Annotated in this window: 17 protein-coding genes; 8 read left to right on the forward strand and 9 right to left on the reverse strand. The window is 63.6% G+C overall.

What is annotated here, in order from left to right; genetic code table 11:
* Window positions 1–4: 4 nt before the first annotated feature.
* Window positions 5–694, reverse strand: a complete 690-nt coding sequence (locus tag B6V73_RS12845; protein ID WP_088725430.1) for an NAD-dependent deacylase — start codon at window positions 692–694, stop codon at window positions 5–7.
* Window positions 695–722: 28 nt separating this feature from the next.
* On the opposite strand from B6V73_RS12845, the gene B6V73_RS12850 reads away from it, so the two are divergent.
* Window positions 723–1193: a low molecular weight protein-tyrosine-phosphatase gene (locus B6V73_RS12850; RefSeq protein ID WP_075773930.1), complete on the forward strand. Its 471-nt coding sequence runs from the start codon at window positions 723–725 to the stop codon at window positions 1191–1193.
* 23 nt (window positions 1194–1216) lie between these two features.
* Here the strand turns inward: B6V73_RS12850 and B6V73_RS12855 are convergent, their stop codons facing one another.
* On the reverse strand, window positions 1217–1525 hold the full coding sequence (locus tag B6V73_RS12855; protein WP_075773931.1) for a hypothetical protein: 309 nt from the start codon (window positions 1523–1525) through the stop codon (window positions 1217–1219).
* A gap of 204 nt (window positions 1526–1729) precedes the next feature.
* Window positions 1730–1921, reverse strand: a complete 192-nt coding sequence (locus B6V73_RS12860) for a heavy metal-associated domain-containing protein (protein ID WP_075773932.1) — start codon at window positions 1919–1921, stop codon at window positions 1730–1732.
* A 119-nt stretch (window positions 1922–2040) separates the two neighbouring features.
* On the opposite strand from B6V73_RS12860, the gene lepA reads away from it, so the two are divergent.
* Window positions 2041–3840, forward strand: a complete 1800-nt coding sequence (gene lepA / locus B6V73_RS12865; RefSeq protein WP_088725431.1) for a translation elongation factor 4 — start codon at window positions 2041–2043, stop codon at window positions 3838–3840.
* A 143-nt stretch (window positions 3841–3983) separates the two neighbouring features.
* The gene (locus B6V73_RS12870) at window positions 3984–4463 is read left to right on the forward strand and encodes a pyridoxamine 5'-phosphate oxidase family protein (RefSeq protein ID WP_075773934.1); all 480 of its coding nucleotides are present in this window, start codon (window positions 3984–3986) and stop codon (window positions 4461–4463) included.
* A gap of 98 nt (window positions 4464–4561) precedes the next feature.
* Here the strand turns inward: B6V73_RS12870 and B6V73_RS20470 are convergent, their stop codons facing one another.
* Window positions 4562–4699, reverse strand: a complete 138-nt coding sequence (locus B6V73_RS20470; RefSeq protein WP_109171601.1) for an entericidin A/B family lipoprotein — start codon at window positions 4697–4699, stop codon at window positions 4562–4564.
* Window positions 4700–5060: 361 nt separating this feature from the next.
* On the opposite strand from B6V73_RS20470, the gene B6V73_RS12875 reads away from it, so the two are divergent.
* The 3 genes from B6V73_RS12875 (at window position 5061) to B6V73_RS12885 (ending at window position 6287) form a co-directional block, all read left to right on the forward strand.
* The gene (locus tag B6V73_RS12875; RefSeq protein ID WP_088725432.1) at window positions 5061–5378 is read left to right on the forward strand and encodes a hypothetical protein; all 318 of its coding nucleotides are present in this window, start codon (window positions 5061–5063) and stop codon (window positions 5376–5378) included.
* A 111-nt stretch (window positions 5379–5489) separates the two neighbouring features.
* Entirely contained in the window at window positions 5490–5672 is a 183-nt protein-coding gene (locus tag B6V73_RS12880) for a hypothetical protein (RefSeq protein ID WP_075773936.1), read from the forward strand.
* Between the two features lie 123 nt (window positions 5673–5795).
* On the forward strand, window positions 5796–6287 hold the full coding sequence (locus B6V73_RS12885; protein ID WP_075773937.1) for a cytochrome b/b6 domain-containing protein: 492 nt from the start codon (window positions 5796–5798) through the stop codon (window positions 6285–6287).
* Window positions 6288–6306: 19 nt separating this feature from the next.
* Here the strand turns inward: B6V73_RS12885 and B6V73_RS12890 are convergent, their stop codons facing one another.
* On the reverse strand, window positions 6307–7095 hold the full coding sequence (locus tag B6V73_RS12890; protein WP_075773938.1) for an alpha/beta fold hydrolase: 789 nt from the start codon (window positions 7093–7095) through the stop codon (window positions 6307–6309).
* A gap of 144 nt (window positions 7096–7239) precedes the next feature.
* Between B6V73_RS12890 and B6V73_RS12895 the strand changes: the two genes are divergently transcribed.
* Window positions 7240–7611 carry a hypothetical protein gene (locus B6V73_RS12895; protein WP_075773939.1) on the forward strand — a complete coding sequence of 124 codons (372 nt, stop codon included), beginning with the start codon at window positions 7240–7242 and terminating at the stop codon, window positions 7609–7611.
* Window positions 7612–7682: 71 nt separating this feature from the next.
* Here B6V73_RS12895 and glyA read toward each other — a convergent pair whose 3' ends face one another.
* Window positions 7683–8975 carry a serine hydroxymethyltransferase gene (gene glyA, locus B6V73_RS12900; protein ID WP_088722290.1) on the reverse strand — a complete coding sequence of 431 codons (1293 nt, stop codon included), beginning with the start codon at window positions 8973–8975 and terminating at the stop codon, window positions 7683–7685.
* Between the two features lie 157 nt (window positions 8976–9132).
* Here glyA and B6V73_RS12905 point away from each other — a divergent pair, with 157 nt between their 5' ends.
* Window positions 9133–9897 carry an NAD kinase gene (locus B6V73_RS12905; RefSeq protein WP_199224616.1) on the forward strand — a complete coding sequence of 255 codons (765 nt, stop codon included), beginning with the start codon at window positions 9133–9135 and terminating at the stop codon, window positions 9895–9897.
* A gap of 3 nt (window positions 9898–9900) precedes the next feature.
* On the opposite strand, the gene B6V73_RS12910 is transcribed toward B6V73_RS12905, so the two are convergent.
* The 3 genes from B6V73_RS12910 to B6V73_RS12920 all read right to left on the reverse strand — a co-directional run bounded on the left by B6V73_RS12910 (window position 9901) and on the right by B6V73_RS12920 (window position 14945).
* Window positions 9901–11361, reverse strand: a complete 1461-nt coding sequence (locus B6V73_RS12910; protein ID WP_088725433.1) for a sigma-54 dependent transcriptional regulator — start codon at window positions 11359–11361, stop codon at window positions 9901–9903.
* A complete protein-coding gene (locus tag B6V73_RS12915) occupies window positions 11348–12721 on the reverse strand; it encodes an ATP-binding protein (RefSeq protein ID WP_075773941.1) in 1374 nt (457 codons plus the stop codon). Before B6V73_RS12915 ends, B6V73_RS12910 begins: the two co-directional genes overlap by 14 nt.
* 331 nt (window positions 12722–13052) lie before the next feature.
* Entirely contained in the window at window positions 13053–14945 is a 1893-nt protein-coding gene (locus tag B6V73_RS12920; RefSeq protein WP_088725434.1) for a propionyl-CoA synthetase, read from the reverse strand.
* Window positions 14946–15073 lie beyond the last annotated feature (128 nt).

The raw sequence follows: 15073 nt of genomic DNA on the forward strand, positions 1-15073 counted from the left end.
CGCTCTATCCCAGCCGCTCGCGCACCCATTGCGGGACGAGCACGCTCGCCGGTCCCTGGCGCGAGATGTCGAACATCTCGCTGCCCGCCGAGCGGTCGAGGTTCAGCTCCAGCGTCTCGACACCGGCCATCGCGGCATCCTGTACGAAGCCTGCCGCCGGATAGACGTTGCCGCTGGTGCCGATCGAGACGAAGAGGTCCGCGGCTTCCAGCTCGCGGATTATCCGGTCCATCTGGTAGGGCATCTCGTTGAACCAGACGATGTCGGGCCGCGTGGCTTTTCGCCCGCACTCGGGGCAGGTGTCACGCGGCTTCATCGCTTCCGGCGCGGGCCAGCGATGGCCGCATGCGTGGCACAAGGCTCCAAACAGCGTGCCGTGCATGTGGATCACGTTCCGAGAGCCAGCGCGCTCGTGCAGGTCATCGACATTCTGCGTCACCACCAGAACCTCGTGGCCCGGATCGGCCTCAAGTGCCACCAACGCGACATGGGCAGGATTTGGCTGTGCCGCGCGCGCCGCCGCCCGGCGCGCATTGTAGAAGCGATGCACCAATTCGGGGTCGCGCGCAAAACCCTCAGGCGTCGCCACGTCCATGATGCGATGCTCGTCCCAAAGGCCGTCACTCGCCCGAAACGTCTTGAGACCACTTTCGGCGGAAATACCGGCGCCAGTCAGAATCACGACCTTGGCCATCGCGCTGCCCTCAGTTATCACTCCTCCTATGCGTATCCTCTTTCTCTGCCTTGGCAATATCTGCCGCTCGCCCGCCGCCGAAGCGGTGACCCGTCACAAGGCCGCCGCGGCCGGCCTCGATATCGAGTTCGACAGCGCCGGCACCGGTAGCTGGCATCTGGGAGAGCCGCCCTACGAACCGATGATCGCGGCGGCGGAGGCGCGCGGCTACGACATGCGCGCTCTGCGTGCACGGAAAATCGAGCCCGCCGATTACGACGCGTTCGATGTGATCCTGGCGATGGATGAAAATAACCTGCGCGATGCGCTGGACGGGGCGCCGCGCGAGATGCGCGCGCAGGTGCAGATGTTCATCGACGGGCCGGAAGGACCGCGCGATGTGCCCGATCCTTATTTTACCCGCAATTTCGAGGGAGCCCTCGACATGATCGAGGCGGGCGCGGATCAGCTGATCGCCGATTTGCTGGCCGATGAGGAAGAAAAGCGGCGCGGGCAGTAGACCGCGCGCCGCAGACTGACCGCTTACTTGCAGAAGCCTTCCGCGGTGGAGGCGAAGTTCTTGTAGCGGTCCCAGAAGTCCGAATCCGACTTGCGATCCGACATGCGCACTTCCTGCGCGCGGTCGGGATCGTGGAAGAAGCTGGCGGCGCGGCGCTGGTCGCGGTGGCTCAGCGTCATGTCGGCGACTTGCTGGATGCACCCACAGGTGCCGGGATTGCTGGCGCGCCCCGCCTTCAGGCAGGCGTTGTCGATGGGCCCGGCCGAGGCCATCGAAGCGAGCGCCACGGCGCCCGAGAATGCGCAGAGTCCGAGTGTCGTCTTGAAAGTCATCTACTGCCCCTTTTGTCGTTGCGGCCGGCATGTATTTGCCGATCCTGCCTGCTCATTTGTCCGCGATTCTAAACAAATTTCAAAAAGCAGGCAATAAAACAGGCAGGATTTCGCTTGTCCGGGGCCGGGCAGGGAACCCGATTTCTAACCGTCGCGTTGCGCGGCGCTGGGCCTACTACATCTGGACCGCGACGCCCCTCCAGATCATTCTTCGACCGGGGTGGCCTCGTAGCCCGCGCCTTTCAACGCGCTGATCACGGTGGATTCGGGCAGCCCTTCCACCTCGACCTCGCGATCTTCCAGATAGACATCGGCCTTGCCGCCCACCTCTTCGATCGCGGCTTCGACCGAGGCTTTGCAATGCCCGCAGGTCATGTTCGGAACGGAATAGATCATCTTGCGTCTCCCGTGTTTCGTGTCTCAGGGATATGTCGGACGCGACCGGGCCTAGGTCAATGGCAGATGGCGTTCAATCCCTCTTCCCGGCCCGCTTTTTCCCCTGTATACGCGCGCCCATGACTGATCTTGATCGCATCCGCAATTTCTCCATCGTGGCGCATATCGACCACGGTAAATCCACGCTTGCCGACCGGCTGATCCAGCTGACCGGTACCGTGGCCGAACGCGATATGAAGGACCAGCTCCTCGACGCGATGGATATCGAGCGTGAGCGCGGCATCACGATCAAGGCCAACTCGGTGCGGATCGACTATCCCGCCAAGGATGGCAAAACCTATGTGCTGAACCTGATCGACACCCCCGGCCACGTCGACTTCGCCTATGAGGTGTCGCGCTCGATGCAGGCGGTCGAGGGATCGCTGCTGGTTGTGGACGCCTCGCAGGGCGTCGAGGCGCAGACGCTGGCCAACGTCTATCAGGCGATCGACGCGGATCACGAGATCGTCCCGGTCCTGAACAAGATCGACCTTCCGGCGGCAGAGCCCGAGCGCGTGAAGGAGCAGATCGAGGATGTGATCGGGATCGACGCCTCCGAGGCGGTGGAGATTTCCGCGAAGACCGGCCTGGGCATCCCGGACGTTTTGGAAGCTATCGTTCATCGTCTTCCGGCGCCGCAGGGCGACCGTGACGCGCCGCTGAAAGCGATGCTGGTGGATTCGTGGTACGACCCCTATCTGGGCGTCGTGGTTCTGATCCGCGTCATGGATGGCGTGATCAAGAAGGGCGACCAGATCAAGATGATGAAGACGGGGGCGACCTACAAGCTCGACCGTCTCGCCGTTCTGAAACCCGCGATGGTCAATATCGACGAGCTGGGCCCCGGCGAGATCGGCGTCTTCACCGCCTCGATCAAGCAGGTGCGCGACACCAAGGTCGGCGACACGATCACCCATGAGAAGAAGCCCTGCGCCAACGCGCTGCCGGGCTTCAAACCCTCGATCCCGGTCGTGTTCTGCGGCCTCTTCCCGGTCGATGCGAACGATTTCGAGGCGCTGCGCGACGCGATCGAGAAACTGCAGCTGAACGATGCGAGCTTCTCGGCCGAGATGGAAACCTCGGCCGCGCTCGGCTTCGGCTTCCGCTGCGGCTTCCTCGGACTGTTGCACCTCGAAGTGGTGCGCGACCGTCTGGAGCGGGAATACGATCTCGACCTGATCACCACCGCGCCCTCGGTCGTGTTCAAGATCCACATGAAGGACGGGGAGGTGATCGAGCTTCACAACCCCGCCGACATGCCCGACCTGACCTATGTCGATCATATCGAGGAGCCGCGCATCAAGGCGACGATCCTCGTGCCGGACGAATATCTGGGCGATGTGCTCAAGCTCTGTCAGGACCGTCGTGGCATCCAGCAGGACCTGACCTATGTCGGTGGCCGCGCGATGGTGGTCTATGACCTGCCGCTGGCCGAGGTCGTGTTCGACTTCTACGACCGGCTGAAATCGGTCACCAAGGGCTATGCCAGCTTCGATTACCAGATCACTGAATATCGCGAGGACTACCTCGTGAAGATGTCGATTCTCGTCAATGACGAGCCGGTCGACGCGCTCTCGATCATGGTCCACCGCGACCGCGCCGAGGCCAGGGGCCGCGCGATGTGCGAGAAGCTGAAAGACCTGATCCCGCGTCACATGTTCAAGATCCCGATCCAGGCCGCCATCGGAGGCCGCGTGATCGCGCGCGAGACCCTGTCGGCGATGCGCAAGGACGTGACCGCGAAATGCTACGGCGGCGACGCGAGCCGTAAGAAGAAGCTGCTGGAAAAGCAGAAAGCCGGTAAGAAGAAGATGCGCCAGTTCGGGAAGGTCGAGATCCCGCAAAGCGCGTTCATCGCTGCGCTGAAGATGGACGAGTGATCCTCTTCGAAATTTCTTGATTGAAGGCCCGGCGATTGCGCCGGGCCGTTTCATTTCTGGCGGCGCAGGGCGGCGGCCTTTCTGAGGAACATGGGAAGGCGGGCTCACGTTCTCCTCCCAGACCTATTTCAGGAGGAAACGACATGACCGACCAAGCCAAGATCGAGAAAGATTTCTGGGACGCCCTCGACTCGGATCGCACAGTGATGTTGGCGCGGGCCGGCGTCGATACGGCGGCGCCGCGTCCGATGACGGCGATCGTCGAGGAAAAACCCGGCCCCGTCTGGTTCTTCACCGCGCGCGACACGGAATTGATGGACGGGCTGGCCCCCGGCGCCGGTGCGATGTTCACCTTCGTCGACAAGGGGCATGATGTCTTCGCGACCGTCACCGGCAGTCTGACGGAGAACACCGACCCGGAGATCGTCGAGCGTCTGTGGAACCCCTTTGTCAGCGCCTGGTATGACGGCAAGGACGACCCGAAGCTGGTGCTGTTGCGCTTCGATGCGGATGCGGCCGAGATCTGGGACAGCGGCAATGCCTTGGTGGCGGGCGCGAAAATCCTTCTGTCGTCGGACCCGGGCGAGTCGATGAAAGATCGCGTCGCCCATGTGAAATACTGAGCCGGACGCGTCTCTGACGGCATCGGTCCGAAGTTCGAAATGCAAAGGCCCCGGAAATTTCCGGGGCCTTTGATGTTTTTGGCAAGCTTCGGTCGTACTTAGCGCGCCTGACGGGCTTCACCCGCAATTGTGCTGCCCGCGACGGACAGATCCTGACCCGCGCCTTGCACCGTGTTGCAGGCCGCGAGGCCCAGAAGAATCACGGTCATTGCTGCCATTTGAACCGATTTCGTCATCTCTTACGCTCTCCTATTAAGCCATTGTCGGCCAACGTACGAAAAAATTTACGGTTCCGTGGAACTGTAGGCAAGAAGCGGCGTTTTGCCCTCGAACACATAAGGGAGAGCCCGAAGAAAGACGCCTCTGCGCCTATTCGTCGTCGCCCTCCCGGACAGCATTTTAGCCGGACTCCGGTCCGAGCGGCGTAACAAAAGGAATGACCCGTTCTGGCCGCCCCGCCAGGCATGATCCCTGTCAGAACGGTCTTGCGGCCCCTGCTATGTCCCTCGCGGGGGCCGCACACTCCGCCCGAGCTGGTTAACTCATTGTTAATCAAGCTCTGAAAGGCTCCGGGTTGTCCCTCCCCGGAGCCTTTCCATGTCTAGAGCCTCGTTTTTCCTCGCTCTTTGCCTCCTCACGAGCTGCGCTTCCCCGGCGCCGCAGTTCCTCGGTGCGTCGCGGCACGAGGTGAGGCTCGACGGCATCGATTTCGTCGTCTTCCTCAAGGGGGACCGGGCGGAGGTCGTGCGAATGGGCTATCTGCGCCGGGCAGAGAGGGGCCGCGTGCCGCCCCTGTTGATCCGAGCGGCGGAACAGGTATCTGGCTGCAAGGTCACGGGTTCGGCGGGCGGGCTCTATCGGTCGCCCTCGCTGCCCGGCGATACGGGCGAAGCGCGCTTCCAACTCGATTGCTGATGCGACGCCCTGCCGCAGCGGCGAGAGGGCGGATTTGATGCGGATCAAGGTAACATCGCCGTGATCGTGGCCAATCTGACGTCCGAAATGTGTTCTCACTGGAGATCAGATATGCGCCTCTTCGGTATCATCTACGCCCTGGCCGGACCGACCCTTGCGGGCATCCTCATTATCGCCGTATTGACGATGAATATGGTCACGACCAACGCGATCATCGTTTCGGCAGTAATCGGCTTCCTCGTGGCCCTTCCGATCGCGTGGTTCGTCGCCAAGGCGATCCGCGAAAACGCCTGATCGCATTCGCGCGAGCCGTCGTCGCGGGGGAATCCCAACTTCGTGACGGGGCGGAACCTCCGCGCCTTCCTCGCGCTAGTCTGGCGAAGCGCAGAGCCGTTTCGCCAATTTTGAAGAGGTAACATGTCCTACGCCCCCGGTTATTCGAAAACGCAGATATGGCTTCACTGGGCCGTCGTCCTGCTGCTCATCGTCCAGTACCTGTTCAATGACGAGATGGGCCACACTTTCCATGACCTGATGAAGAACGGATCGGCCGATGCCGGGTTTCTGACCTATGGTCACATCGTCATCGGCATTACGGTGCTCGTACTTGCGATCTGGCGCTTGGCGCTGCGCGCAGGCCATGGAACGCCCGAGCCGCCGGAGAACGATCCTGCCATTCTGCGGTTCGGCGCAGCGGCAATCCACTGGCTCCTTTACGTGCTGCTCTTCCTGATCCCGATTGCGGGGCTCGTGGCCTATTACGGGCAGCTGGGATGGGCGGCCGAGACGCACTCGATCCTGACGACGGCCCTCCTGTGGCTCGCCGGTCTGCATGTGGCGGCCGCGCTCTACCACCAATACGTCAAGCGCGATCATCTGCTCCGCCGGATGATGAGGCCGGGCGCCTGAGCGAGGGGGCGCGGTTTCGTCAGCTCGCGGAGTTGAGGAAACGCGCCACGTCGGCCTCGAATTCGCGGGGTTTCTCGGCGTGCAGCCAGTGCCCCGCGTTGTCGACTTCCTCGAAGCGAGCCTGCGGGAAGAAGCCGCGGATACGCTCGTGCATCTCCGGCTGGACATAATGCGAGTCCGCGCCGGACAGGAACAGCGTCGGTCCGTCGAACTGTTTGCCCTCGAGTGTCTCGGGCCAGCCGAGAATGCCGTCCATATTCGCCTTCAGCGCCGCAAGGTTGAACTTCCAGCGCGGCGGGCCGTCGCGCAGCACCAGCGATTGTAGCAGAAAGGCGCGGGTGCCCGGATCGAAGACCTGCTCGCCCAGCCGCTCGTCCGCGGTGGAACGCGAGGTCAGATCGCTGATATCCATCTCCTGCATCGCTTCGATCAGCGCAGTGTGGTTGTCGCCGTGGTCGTAGTTCTCGGGCGCGATATCCGCGACGATGAGATGCTCGACACGTTCCGGCCGCGTCAGGGCGAGCGTCATCGCCGCCTTGCCGCCCATCGAATGGCCCAGAACGTCCGCGACCCCACCATTCGCCTCGATCACCTCGGCGATATCCCCCGCCATCGCCTCATAGCTGTGATCGTCGTCCCAGAAGCTGTCGCCGTGATTGCGCATGTCGAGCGCGATCACGGGCCGGTCCGCGCTCAGCCGTTTGGCGATCGCGGTCCAGTTCCGGGCCGATCCGAAAAGGCCGGGCGCGATGATCAGGGGCCGCGCGCCGGGATTGCTGTCGGAGGAGTAGAGGGTCGTGTTCAACATGGGGCCTAAGCTAGATCGCTCTTCCAGGCGCTTCCAGAGCGGATGCGAAAAAAAACTGCGGCCATGCGCGCTGTTGCGCTGATCTCGCGCGGCGGCTAGCGTCCGGTGCGGTCGTGCCGAACGCCGCGTAGGTGAGAGGGTCGCATGGGGCCGGAGAAGATAAACGAGATGGTGCGGCAGGTCTCCCGGCTTCTGGCGCAGCGGCTGGGCGCTAAGGGGCCGACGCTCGAGGCGCGGGTCGCCTCGCGGGCCCGGGCGCTGCCGCGCAAGGTGCGCAAGGCGGCGCTGGTGCTGATCGATGCCGAGCGCAAGATGCAGGCCCCCAAGATCGCCCGACAACTGGATGCCCGCCGGGTGGAGGCGGCCTTCGCGACCTGCCGCGATTATCTCGAACCGCTGGGCGCGGCAGAGCGGTTGCGCTCTGCGGCGCTTGGCCTCGCCACGTCGATCGCGGTGATCGTGGTGATCGTGGGCGGCACCTTGCTGGCGGCGATGGTCTGGACCGGGGCGATCTGATCCGCCCGCAATCTCCCACATGAAAAAGGCCCCCGGAACGCGGGGGCCTTCGTCGTGATCTCGGATCCGGATCAGAGTTCGGGGTAGATAGGGAAGCCGCTCAGCAGGGTCGAGACCTTGGCCTTCACGGCCGCTTCGACCTCGCCATTGCCCTCTTCGCCATTCGCTGCGAGCCCGTCGACCACTTCGACGATCAGGCGTGCGATCTCGCGGAACTCTTCTTCGCCGAAGCCACGGGTCGTGCCCGCCGGGGTGCCCAGACGGATGCCCGAGGTGACCATCGGCTTTTCCGGGTCGAACGGGATGCCGTTCTTGTTGCAGGTGATGTGCGCGCGGCCCAGAGCCTTCTCGGTCGCGTTGCCCTTCACGCCTTTCGGGCGCAGGTCGACCAGCATCACGTGGGTGTCGGTGCCGCCGGTGACGATGTCGAGGCCACCCTTCATCAGCTCGTCGGCCAGCGCCTGAGCGTTCTTCACGACCTGGGCTGCGTAGTTCTTGAACTCGGGGCGCAGCGCTTCGCCGAAGGCCACGGCCTTGCCGGCGATGACATGCATCAGCGGACCGCCCTGAATGCCCGGGAAGATCGCAGAGTTCACCTTCTTCGCAATCTCCTCGTTGTTGGTGAGGATCATGCCGCCACGCGGACCGCGCAACGTCTTGTGCGTCGTGGTGGTCGCGACATCGGCATAGGGGAAGGGCGAGGGGTGCTGACCGCCCGCCACGAGGCCCGCGAAGTGGGCCATGTCGACCATCAGGTAGGCGCCGACCTCGTCCGCGATTTCGCGGAACTTGGCGAAGTCGATCTGGCGCGGGATGGCCGAGCCACCGGCGATGATAAGCTTCGGCTTGTGCTCCAGCGCGAGTTCACGGACCTGCTCGTAGTCCAGCAGGCTGTCTTGCTTGCGCACGCCGTACTGGATCGCGTTGAACCATTTGCCCGACTGGTTCGGCTTGGCGCCGTGGGTCAGGTGGCCGCCCGCATCGAGGCTCATGCCGAGGATGGTGTCGCCGGGTTTCAGAAGCGCGGTGAACACGCCTTGGTTCGCCTGGCTGCCCGAGTTCGGCTGGACGTTCGCGAATTCGCAGCCGAAGAGCTGCTTGGCGCGGTCGATCGCGAGGTTCTCCGCGACGTCGACATATTGACAACCGCCGTAGTAGCGCTTGCCCGGGTACCCTTCGGCGTATTTGTTCGTCATCACCGAACCCTGCGCCTCCATCACCGCCTTCGAGACGATGTTTTCCGAGGCGATCAGTTCGATCTCGTCGCGCTGGCGACCGAGTTCATCGGTGATCGACTTGAACAGTTCGGGGTCACGGCTGGAGAGGCTTTCGGTGAAGAAGCCCGCATCGCGTTGGTCTTTCATGGCCATTCCTCGCAAAGATCCGGTCGCCGACCGTTTAGCGCAGATTTCGCAGGGCTGAAAGCAGACAAACGACCAAATCGGTCATTTCCGCGCCGGATTGACGCTTGTCTTTCGTCCAAGCCCTTGCAACACCTTGGACAAGCAGGAGGACGGCGCGGTGGCGAAGCAATTTACCCATATCCATTTCGCAGCCTCCCATGCCGAGACGGCGCAGAAGGCGCTCGAGGATCTGGTGGCGCGTTACGGGCAGGTGCCGCGCTATGCGGCCGATGTGATCGTGGCGCTTGGCGGCGACGGGTTCATGTTGCAATGCCTCCACGAGGGCACGGGGTTGCCGGTCTACGGGATGAACCGCGGCTCGGTCGGCTTCCTGATGAACGACTATGTCGCCGACGATCTGCCAGAGCGGCTGGAGGCGGCGGAGCAGGCGGTGATCAATCCGCTGTCGATGAAAGCCGAGACCGAAGACGGGATGCTGCATGAGGCGCTCGCCATCAACGAGGTCTCGCTGCTGCGCGCGGGTCCGCAGGCCGCGAAGCTGAAGATCTCGATCAACGGCAAGGTGCGGATGGAAGAACTGGTCTGCGACGGCGCGATCGTCTCCACCCCGGCCGGATCGACCGCCTACAACTTCTCCGCCCACGGGCCGATCCTGCCGATCGGCTCCGACGTGCTGGCGCTGACCGGCATCGCGAGCTTCCGGCCACGTCGCTGGCAGGGCGCGATCCTGCCATCCTCCGCGCTCGTGCGCTTCGACATTCTGGAATCCGACAAGCGACCGGTCATGGCCGATGCGGACAGCCGATCGGTCAAGCCGGTCAAATGGGTCGAGGTGCGCTCCGAGCCGGAGATCGAGCACTGCATCCTCTTCGATCCCGGCCACGGTCTCGAAGAGCGATTGATGCGCGAGCAATTCGCCTGACGCTCAGTCCTTCGACAGCCACGCATCGCGCTTTCGATAGATCGTAGAGGGCGCGACCCCCAGTTCCAGCGCCGCCCGCGGGATAGATCCGTCATGGCGGTCTATCGCGGCTTCGATCGCGGCGCGCTCGATCTCTGCCAGGGTGCGGTTCGCGAAGGGATCGGCGGCTTGCGCGGCGGGCGCGGCGGCGGCGGCCATCGTCGGGTCGAACTCCGGAAGCATATGGGCGCGCAGCACCGGCCCCTCATGCATGACGATCGTCGCGCGGATCACGTTCATGAGTTCGCGCACGTTGCCGGGCCAGGGGCGGTCTTCAAGACGGGCGATCGCTTCGGGCTCAATCTCGCTGAAGCAGCGATCTTCCTCGGAGGCGAACCGCTCCAGCGCCATCCGCGCCAGAGGGCCGATATCCTGCCGGTGCATCCTCAGCGGCGGCATCTCAATCGCGAGCACCACTAGCCGGTAATAGAGGTCTTCGCGGATCGCGCCGCTTTGCAGCAGTGCCGTCGGCGAACTGGTGGCGGCGCAGACGATACGCACGTTGACGTCAATCGCCTGGCTGGCACCGAGCGGTTTGATCTGGCCGCTTTGCAAAAATCGCAGCAGCTTGATCTGCGCGGTGGGGGCGAGCTCGCCTATATTGTCGAGCAACAGAGTGCCTCCATCTGCGTCATGGAACGCACCGGGTTTGTCTTCCAAGGCGCCGGGGAAGGCGCCGCGGCTGTGACCGAACAGCTCGCTGTCGATCCGTTCCGCGGGCAGGGCGCCGCAATCAAGCGCGACGAAGGGGCCGTCGGCGCGGGGGCTCGTGCTGTGAACCGCATGGGCGCAGAGTTCCTTGCCGGTGCCGCTCTCGCCCCAGATATAGACCGGCGCCGTCGAGCGGGCGGCGGCGCGCGTCCGGGCATAGAGCGCGCGCATCTTCGGCGCGCTGCCGATGAACTCCCCGACCGTCCCTTCGACCGCGTTCGCATCGTTGGCATCCGCTCGCAGCGACAGGCTGCGCGCGCTCTCGATGGCGCTTCGGAAGCGCGGTTCGTCGATCGGTTTGACGAGAAAGTCGATCGCGCCCTCCTGCATCGCTCGCACCGCGCGATCGATCGACCGGTCGGCGGTTACCGCGATAATCGCCGTGTAGGGGCGCAGGGCCAGCATCTCCGCGATCAGCTCATCACCATCACGGTCGGGCAGCATCAGATCGAGCAGAACCATGCGGATCGGGTTCTCGCGGAAGATGCGCATCCCTTCCTCGGCGCTTGCCGCGAGATGGGTGACGAAGCCGGCATTGCGCAGATAAGCGTCGTAGATCGCGCGCAGCGATCCGACATCTTCGATCAGAAGGAAATGATCGGCTTCTGCGTCTTCGCCGTCCCGCGCGCGTCGGCCTGACGCGTAAGGCTGGTCGTCCGTCCCCCCGTGCGTCTCGCCGTCCGGGGTCTTCGTATCGGAGTCACTGGGTCTCATGCTGTAAATCAGTCTTCGTGTTCAAATTATTTCGAGTGGTGGCGATCAGCCGGTCGATGAAAATGAGGGCGACACGGCCAAGGGTTTGAATATCTTCATAAGTCCCATGACGGGTAGCGCTGTCAAGCGCCCGTGCTTGCCGCGACAGGGGTGTGTCACCGGCGGCTCCAGCCACGGCACTGAGCTTATGACTAAGTAATTGCAGGGCGCAGAGGTCGAAAGGGGGCAATGCGAGCGAGAGTCCGTGACGTACCGTCTCGAGATCGGCGATCAACTCGCGCCCGAGCCCTTCCGGCAGCGCCTTCTCGGTCAGGCGCAGGTGCGCGAGCAGACCGCGCGGCGGTGTGGTCACCCGTGGCACCGTCGTCGTGCAGCCGGCGTCTTCCAGAGCGCGCAGGATCGGCCGCAGACCCAGCATCGGCTTGAGGAGGCAGGCATCGGCCCCACCCATCTGAGCTCCGCTATGGCCGCTACACTGAATGATCGGAAGGTCCGCCCAAGGCAGCCCGGAGCGGCGAATAGCCGCAATCACCTCGGTGCCGCGGAGACCCGGCATCTCGATGTCCAGCACCGCGAGATCGAACCGTTCGGTCAATAACTGGGCAGCGGCGGTGCCGCCGTTGCTCAACCCTGTCACTTGCGCGCCCAACGCGCTCAGGAACTGTTCGAGCAAGGCGCGGCTCGTCTCGCTGTCGTCCGCGACGAGCACGTTCCATCCGCTGAGATCGGGCAGCGGAGCGTCTGGCATCGTGGAGCCGATATCGACGGGACGGGCGGGAAGCGACACGCGAATTTCGGCGCCGCCTTCCGGTGCGTTGGCGAGTTCGATCCGGCCGCCGGCCTCCGCCACCAGCGCGTGGCAGATCGCGAGCCCCAGGCCTTGCCCTTCTGGATTGCGGAACGTCGCGGTCTCGCTGCGTTGCCCCGCGCATGCCGGATCGCTGAGGCGTTCGGCGGGAAAGCCATCCCCCTCGTCCCGCACGGTCAGCAAAAGCCCCTCGGCTTGGTCGAAGTCAAGCGACAGATGGATCGTGCCACGCTGCGCATAGCACAGTGCGTTGCGCATCAGGTTGGCGAAGATGCGGGTGAGCGGCACGCGGTCGATCGCCAGCACCGGCGGAATATCGGGGGACATATGAACTGCGAGCGCCATGCCGCGACCGGAGGCCGCGCTGGTCCAGCGACGGCGCACACGTTCAAGCGCATCGGCGATGACCAAGGGCGGTGTCTCGGAGGGGGTGCCCCGATCGGCTGCGTCATCGCTCTGGACCACGGGCGCACCCGTCACCGCGTCGTCCAGATCGATCAGCTGAGCGAGATCGTTCGCCGCTTCGCGTGCGCGTTGGAGTTGCCCATGCATGCCTCGCCCGCCGGGATCGGCGAGCGCCGCGTCCAATCCGCACATCACATCGGCAAGCGCGGCGCGCAGATCGTGCTGCCATAAAGGCCCCCGATCGCATCGCGATGTCGCGAGAGGGGCTTGGTCAGCGGGGTCTGGTAGCTCTCGGTTCATCAAAATAACCCCTCGATGGATGATTCCGGGGTGCGGTTCTCAAATCAATCTTTGATAGCATAAACAATAACGTAAAGCCGCACCCATTGTGGATGCGGCTTCTTAACTTTCGCGTAAACTTCTAAAGTGGTGCCTATTCGCGTCTCTCACAATCAGCGACGCTTATTATAAGCTTGCCTTACTTTCGGGGATAACCGAGCCCCTTGAGCGCCTCGGTTATCTCGTCGAGGATCGCCGGATCGTCGATGGTGGCAGGCATTTTCCACTCCTGCCCGTCCGCGATCTTCACCATCGTCGCGCGAAGGATCTTGCCAGAGCGGGTCTTTGGCAGCCGATCCACCACAGTGGCGAGCTTGAAGGCCGCGACCGGACCTATCTGTTCGCGCACGCGGCTCACGCATTCCTTGACGATCTCTTCATGCGGGCGGTTGCAGCCAGAACTGAGGCACAGGAAGCCTAGCGGCGTCTGCCCCTTAAGCTCGTCCGCCACGCCGATCACGGCGCATTCGGCGACGTCGGGATGCCCTGCGAGAACCTCCTCCATCGCGCCGGTCGAGAGGCGGTGACCGGCGACGTTGATCACGTCATCGGTGCGCGCCATGATGTAGAGATAGCCATCTTCGTCGACATAGCCCGCGTCGCCCGTCTCGTAATAGCCGGGGAACTGTTCGAGATACGCCTTCTTGAAGCGCGCCTCGGCATTCCACAGCGTCGGCAGCGTGCCCGGAGGCAGCGGCAGCTTGATCGCGATGGCGCCGAGCTGGCCCGCCTCGACCGGGTGGCCGCCCTCGTCGAGCACCTGAATGTCATAGCCCGGCATCGGCACCGAGGGGCTGCCCACCTTGGTCGGCAGTTCCTCGATCCCGATCGGGTTTGCGGCGATGGCCCAGCCGGTCTCGGTCTGCCACCAGTGATCGACCACCGGCACGCCAAGATGTTTCTGCGCCCATTCGACTGTCGCGGGATCGGCCCGTTCGCCTGCGAGGTAGAGTGCCTGCAGGTCGTGCAGCGCATAGCGCTTGATCCATTCGCCATTCGGGTCTTCGCGCTTGATCGCACGCAGCGCCGTGGGGGCGGTGAAGAAGCTCTTGATGCGGTTGTTCTGAATAATCCGCCAGAATACGCCCGGATGCGGCGTGCCGATCGGCTTGCCTTCGAAAACCACCGTGGTGGCGCCTGCGATCAGCGGGCCGTAGCAGATGTAGGAGTGACCCACGACCCAGCCGACATCGGACGCCGCCCAGAAACGGTCGCCCGCCTCGATATTGTAGATGTTCTTCATCGACCATTGCAGCGCGACGAGATGGCCGCCGGTATGGCGCACGACGCCCTTCGGCTGTCCGGTCGTGCCCGAGGTGTAGAGGATATAGGCCGGGTGGTTGCCTTCGACCGGCACGCAGTCCGCGGGCTTCACGCCATATTGGAAACCGTGCCACGAGAAGTCGCGCCCCTCGATCAGCTTTGCCACTTCCTGTTCGCGCTGGAAGACGACGCAGAATTCCGGCTTGTGCTCGGCCTGCTCGATCGCCTCGTCGAGAAGCGGCTTGTAATGCACTGTGCGGCCCGGCTCGAGACCACAGCTGGCCGCGATGATCGCCTTGGGGGTGCAGTCGTCGATCCGCACCGCGAGTTCATGCGCCGCGAAGCCGCCGAACACGACCGAATGGACCGCGCCGATCCGGGCGCAGGCGAGCATCGCCTCCAGCGCCTCGGGGATCATCGGCATGTAGATGATGACGCGATCGCCCTTCTCGACGCCGCGCATTTTCAGCGCGCCCGCCAGCGAGGCAACGCGGGTCTGCAGTTCCTTGTAGGTGATGCCCTTGGTCGAGTGGGTGATCGGGCTTTCATGCATGATCGCGATCTGATCGCCACGTCCTTCCTCGACATGGCGGTCGACCGCGTTCCAGCAGGTATTGACCATCCCGTCCGAGAACCATTCGTAGAGCGGCGCGTTCCCGTCAAACAGGGCCTTCGAGGGCTTCTCGTCCCAGTCGATCTTCTCGGCGGCGTCCATCCAGAATTTCTCGGGATCGGCCTGCCAGGCGGAATAGACCTCTTTGTAGCCCATGCGAACATCTCCTCCTCAGGAATTTGGAGATGTGTTACGGAGCGGAAACGGCTGACGCAAGAATGTTACCGCGCACAATCCGTTGCCCTGCCAAAAAATTTGCAGAAACCGCGACAAATCGCCCGCAA

It is taken from the genome of Thioclava sp. JM3 (assembly GCF_002213185.1).
Classification (GTDB): domain Bacteria; phylum Pseudomonadota; class Alphaproteobacteria; order Rhodobacterales; family Rhodobacteraceae; genus Thioclava; species Thioclava nitratireducens.

Bases quoted from the DNA above. Each gene is read 5' to 3' on its own strand.
- B6V73_RS12860 (WP_075773932.1), bottom strand. From the start codon at position 1,921: ATGATCTATTCCGTTCCGAACATGACCTGCGGGCATTGCAAAGCCTCG.
- B6V73_RS12895 (WP_075773939.1), top strand. From the start codon at position 7,240: ATGGGGCCGGAGAAGATAAACGAGATGGTGCGGCAGGTCTCCCGGCTT.
- B6V73_RS12910 (WP_088725433.1), bottom strand. From the start codon at position 11,361: ATGAGACCCAGTGACTCCGATACGAAGACCCCGGACGGCGAGACGCAC.
- glyA (WP_088722290.1), bottom strand. From the start codon at position 8,975: ATGAAAGACCAACGCGATGCGGGCTTCTTCACCGAAAGCCTCTCCAGC.
- B6V73_RS12870 (WP_075773934.1), top strand. From the start codon at position 3,984: ATGACCGACCAAGCCAAGATCGAGAAAGATTTCTGGGACGCCCTCGAC.
- B6V73_RS12880 (WP_075773936.1), top strand. From the start codon at position 5,490: ATGCGCCTCTTCGGTATCATCTACGCCCTGGCCGGACCGACCCTTGCG.
- B6V73_RS12845 (WP_088725430.1), bottom strand. From the start codon at position 694: ATGGCCAAGGTCGTGATTCTGACTGGCGCCGGTATTTCCGCCGAAAGT.
- B6V73_RS12920 (WP_088725434.1), bottom strand. From the start codon at position 14,945: ATGGGCTACAAAGAGGTCTATTCCGCCTGGCAGGCCGATCCCGAGAAA.
- B6V73_RS12850 (WP_075773930.1), top strand. From the start codon at position 723: ATGCGTATCCTCTTTCTCTGCCTTGGCAATATCTGCCGCTCGCCCGCC.
- B6V73_RS12875 (WP_088725432.1), top strand. From the start codon at position 5,061: ATGTCTAGAGCCTCGTTTTTCCTCGCTCTTTGCCTCCTCACGAGCTGC.
- B6V73_RS12885 (WP_075773937.1), top strand. From the start codon at position 5,796: ATGTCCTACGCCCCCGGTTATTCGAAAACGCAGATATGGCTTCACTGG.
- B6V73_RS12890 (WP_075773938.1), bottom strand. From the start codon at position 7,095: ATGTTGAACACGACCCTCTACTCCTCCGACAGCAATCCCGGCGCGCGG.
- B6V73_RS12915 (WP_075773941.1), bottom strand. From the start codon at position 12,721: ATGCATGGGCAACTCCAACGCGCACGCGAAGCGGCGAACGATCTCGCT.
- lepA (WP_088725431.1), top strand. From the start codon at position 2,041: ATGACTGATCTTGATCGCATCCGCAATTTCTCCATCGTGGCGCATATC.
- B6V73_RS12855 (WP_075773931.1), bottom strand. From the start codon at position 1,525: ATGACTTTCAAGACGACACTCGGACTCTGCGCATTCTCGGGCGCCGTG.
- B6V73_RS20470 (WP_109171601.1), bottom strand. From the start codon at position 4,699: ATGACGAAATCGGTTCAAATGGCAGCAATGACCGTGATTCTTCTGGGC.